General features: G+C 53.5%; 4 protein-coding genes and 1 pseudogene. 1 reads left to right on the top strand and 4 read right to left on the bottom strand.

The window, feature by feature from the left end; genetic code table 11:
• Positions 1 to 2: 2 nt before the first annotated feature.
• Positions 3 to 446 (top strand): SsrA-binding protein SmpB, encoded by a 444-nt coding sequence (gene smpB, locus K5905_RS29585; RefSeq protein WP_297591185.1) that lies wholly within the window; start codon positions 3 to 5, stop codon positions 444 to 446.
• 339 nt (positions 447 to 785) lie between these two features.
• On the opposite strand, the gene K5905_RS29580 is transcribed toward smpB, so the two are convergent.
• The 4 genes and pseudogenes from K5905_RS29580 to K5905_RS29565 form a co-directional block, all read right to left on the bottom strand.
• Positions 786 to 1,244 carry a thioesterase family protein gene (locus K5905_RS29580; RefSeq protein ID WP_297591183.1) on the bottom strand — a complete coding sequence of 153 codons (459 nt, stop codon included), beginning with the start codon at positions 1,242 to 1,244 and terminating at the stop codon, positions 786 to 788.
• Positions 1,241 to 2,404 carry an iron-containing alcohol dehydrogenase gene (locus tag K5905_RS29575; protein WP_297591181.1) on the bottom strand — a complete coding sequence of 388 codons (1,164 nt, stop codon included), beginning with the start codon at positions 2,402 to 2,404 and terminating at the stop codon, positions 1,241 to 1,243. Before K5905_RS29575 ends, K5905_RS29580 begins: the two co-directional genes overlap by 4 nt.
• 86 nt (positions 2,405 to 2,490) lie before the next feature.
• Positions 2,491 to 2,897, bottom strand: a pseudogene (locus K5905_RS29570) (DUF2000 family protein).
• 420 nt (positions 2,898 to 3,317) lie between these two features.
• On the bottom strand, positions 3,318 to 3,798 hold a 481-nt coding region (locus K5905_RS29565; protein ID WP_297591178.1), incomplete at its 5' end, for a DNA gyrase C-terminal beta-propeller domain-containing protein.

The following is a 3,798-nucleotide window of genomic DNA, read 5'->3' as shown; positions in this document are numbered from 1 at the left end:
CGATCATTTCCGACAACCGGAAAGCCCGATTCAACTACGAAATTGAAGACACGCTGGAAGCAGGGATTGAGCTGAAGGGAACGGAAGTGAAATCCTTGCGCAGCGGTAAGGCGAATATTGCCGAATCCTACGCTGCGGAACATGGCGGCGAGATCTGGATTTATAACGTCTATATTCCTGAATATCTTCAGGCGAACCGCTTCAATCATGAACCGCGCCGACCGCGCAAGCTTCTCCTGCACAAGCGGGAGATCGGCAAACTTGCCGGTGCGGTTCAAAAGGACGGCAAGACGATTGTCCCCTTGAAGCTTTATTTCAACGAGCAGGGCCGGGCGAAGCTGGAACTGGCTCTTGCTCGAGGAAAAAAGCTGCACGACAAGCGCGAAACAGAAAAGAAACGCGATTGGCAGCGCGAAAAATCACGTCTGATGAAGAATTTGAGCTAGAACTCTTCCCGGCCAAGTCCTTCAGGAGCATGTCTGGTGGGTGCTTGCGGTCAAAGGCCAATGCTCCCAAGCCTCGCTCTGAACTTCGCGATCCTACCGTTGGACCGTTGTGCCGGACATCAAATGGAGAGAGCGGTTGTGACCGTGAAGGCTACTGGTCACCAAAGGCACTTTCCACCACCTGGGGCCAGCGAATGCAAAGCTGTGTGCAACTTGTTGGCAAGGTGCGCGCAACTTGTGCATGAGTTGTGCATATAGCGACACGCAATTACGTGTGTAACATCTGAGCAGCCTGTGATTTGAAGCTGTAGAACCTTTAGGCAGGAAATGTTCTGTTTCCTAAGTCATCAAAGCAGACAGAACGTGTCGTGCCTTGTCCGGAATTGCTGCGGGACGCCGTGTCTGCCGATCAACATAAACATGCACGAAGCGTCCGTGTGCTGCCGTTTCTTCATTTTCGTCGGCAAACAGTCCAACACGAAAAACCACAGAGCTTGAGCCGAGTTTTTCTATTTTCAGTCCAGCCGAAACAACGGACGGGAACGTGAGCTCGGCAAAATAATGGCAGCCCGTTTCAACAACCAGAAAAACCTCTGAACCATGCCTGGGATCAAGGAGCTTATTGGCCACATACCAGCCGTTTACCGCCGTGTCGAAAAAACTCAGATACTCAACATTGTTCACGTGGCCATAAATATCCACATCCATCCACCGTGTGGGGATTTCCTGAAATACATTGAATTCGGCACGTCGAAACGGTGTTGGTCTGGAAATCCGCTGATTGTCTTCGAAATTCATAAGGCAGCTCTGTAGATTTCAAACGCAGCTGTCTCGTTCAAATCTCGCGGATTATTCACGAGAAGCCGGGTCTGTTTCATGGCGTCGCGAGCGAGTTTGGGCAGATCGGTGTCCCCGATGCCAACGTCCCTCAGCCTTGTTTTTAGACCAAGTTTTTCAGAAAGATCCGCAAGACGCTGCGCGAAAGCTTCCGCACGCAGCCATAGATCGGGCTCCAGCGCAAGATCAGGGAAGACGATTGGTGCCAGATCGGCGTAAGTATCTGCAGCAACGGAATTATTGTATTTCAATACATGCGGCAGTACCAACGCGTTTGACAGTCCGTGCGGGACGTGAAAGGTGCCACCGATCGGGTAGGCAAGGGCATGGACGGCGGCAACCGGCGAATTGGCAAACGCCATGCCGGCAAGCATGGAGCCTAGCAGCATGGCCCCGCGCGCAGATACGTCCGCAGGTGAGAAAACCGCCGTCTCGATATTGCCGCCAAGAAGCCGAAGTGCCTCAACGGCCAGGGTTCTGGAGACAGGATTGTTGTTCGCCGATTTTGACGCATAGGCCTCAATTGCATGGACCATGGCATCGATGCCCGTTGCTGCCGTCACCTGGGGTGGAAGACCAAGTGTCAGTGCTGGATCGAGAATGGCAAGATCCGGCAAAAGGAGAGGGGAGACCACACCGCGCTTTTCTTCATCACCCACGGTAATGATCGAAACGGGGGTGACCTCCGACCCTGTACCGGCCGTTGTGGGAATAAGGACAAGGGGAAGGCGAGGGCCCTTGGCGTTGTTGACGCCCCAGGCATCGTCGAGGTTCTCTGAACTGCAAGCCACCAGCGCGACCAGCTTGGCGACGTCCAGTGACGATCCACCACCAAAGCCGATGATGGATGTCGCCTGGTGGGCAACCGCCTGGGCAATGGCTTTCTCCAAAAGTGAACGTGGCGGGTCCGCGACAACCTCACTGAAGTTACCAAGTGCAAGGCCGGCTTTTTCCAGTGCCTGTTCGCAAGAAGCCTGCAGATCAAGCGACACGATTCCAGGATCGGTCACGAGAAAGGGACGAGCTCCGAGGCAGAAGGAGGCGTGGTCAAGGATATTTGCAGCAGCATTTGTTTCAAAAACAATGCGCTGACTGGTGTTGAAGGTGAATGCCCCGATCATCTGTCCTCCGCTGAGCTTGAGACCGAAAAGATTGCATGGTCTCAGGGGCTTCGTCGAGAGTTGATTTCGCCGCTATGGCACGGGTATCAGGTGTGCATGCGGGCCCCTTTTGTAATTTTATCTGCTGTCTTTTTGTTTGTATGAAAGGCAGGCCGGCAACATTTGCATTTTCCGGAGAAAATTTCGAGAAAACCCCTCTGTTGGCACTGTCATGTCCGGTTGTGAACATTTCCTCGATGTAAAGACTGGTGCGCACACCCCGTTGCAACGTTCTTTGATGGATTCTGCCAAGTGTTTCTGCCTCGGCGCTCAGTATGATTACGGGTTGAGCGCTCATCGGATGATAGAAGTTGGCATCCGCGTCGCGATAGGTTTCTCCGATAATTTCAGGTTTCGCCGCAGCGATACCGGTCGCAAGAAACGCCGTGACATTAAGTTTTTGCCAGACTGCAAGGTCTTCACGGACAACAACGATGAACTTGGTTTCGAACATGGCCAACAACTCCAACACAGAATTAGTGAAACAAAGATCTGCTGGAGCCTAAAGAAAACGGACGGAACCGGTCTTGAATGATTGTGCAGACCCGACCGGCTAAAACCCAGACAAACTCTGGCGAAGACGGCATCGAGAAGGTCTGATGAAATCATTGGAGGGGTTTGCCGATCTGGACCGGTTATTACCGACGAGCCTGCATGGGGCCAGGTGCAGGCAGGGCCCGCTCCGGTGCCCGGAGTTGAGATGTCATAAGTAGATCAAGAAGTTGGCATGAGAGCCGGATATTTTCGGAAGTCACGCTTGTGAGCGGGTTTGTTGATCGGTTTCACGACAGCGTACTTAAGAAAAGAGGAAGTTTGGTTTGACAACGGAGCATTGGCGGTAGTTGCACACCGCCAATGCCGTTTGAGTTTCCGATCAGAGTTTATTCGGACCGAACTTGTTCGAACGTGGGAAACCGGTGGGCGGCAGGCGCCCGGCATTTCCGCGCTCTCCGCGCCAGTCGGCAAGTTCCTCCAGGGATCTTGTAAAGCTGCGACCTGAACTGTCTGTCCAGGTCAGACCTTCCTCACCCTTGAAGACCCGAATGTCGGAAATGTGGCCATCACGGTAACGCTGCAGTCGAACTCCGCGGCCGCGACCCATCTGCGGGATCTGGGTGATCGGGAACACCAGCAATTTCCGGTTTTCGCCGATGATTGCAACATGGTCTCCCATGGCCTCAACACAGATCGTCGCTTCAGCGGGAGCCGTCAGGTTGAGAACCTGTTTGCCCTTGCGGGTGTTGGCAATGACATCGTCTTCGTTGACCACGAAACCTCGGGCTTCCGTGCTTGCAAGAAGCAACGTTCGACCAGGCTTGTAAACAAAGGCATTCACAACATCCTGCGCTTCGTCC

The organism is Roseibium sp. (assembly GCF_025698965.1).
Classification (GTDB): domain Bacteria; phylum Pseudomonadota; class Alphaproteobacteria; order Rhizobiales; family Stappiaceae; genus Roseibium.
Note: the sequence above shows the minus strand (reverse complement) of the source record. Positions and strands in the feature narration are given on the sequence as shown.

Excerpts from the sequence above, each read along its gene's own strand:
- K5905_RS29580 (WP_297591183.1), bottom strand. The coding sequence starts at position 1,244 with ATGAATTTCGAAGACAATCAGCGGATTTCCAGACCAACACCGTTTCGA.
- K5905_RS29575 (WP_297591181.1), bottom strand. The coding sequence starts at position 2,404 with ATGATCGGGGCATTCACCTTCAACACCAGTCAGCGCATTGTTTTTGAA.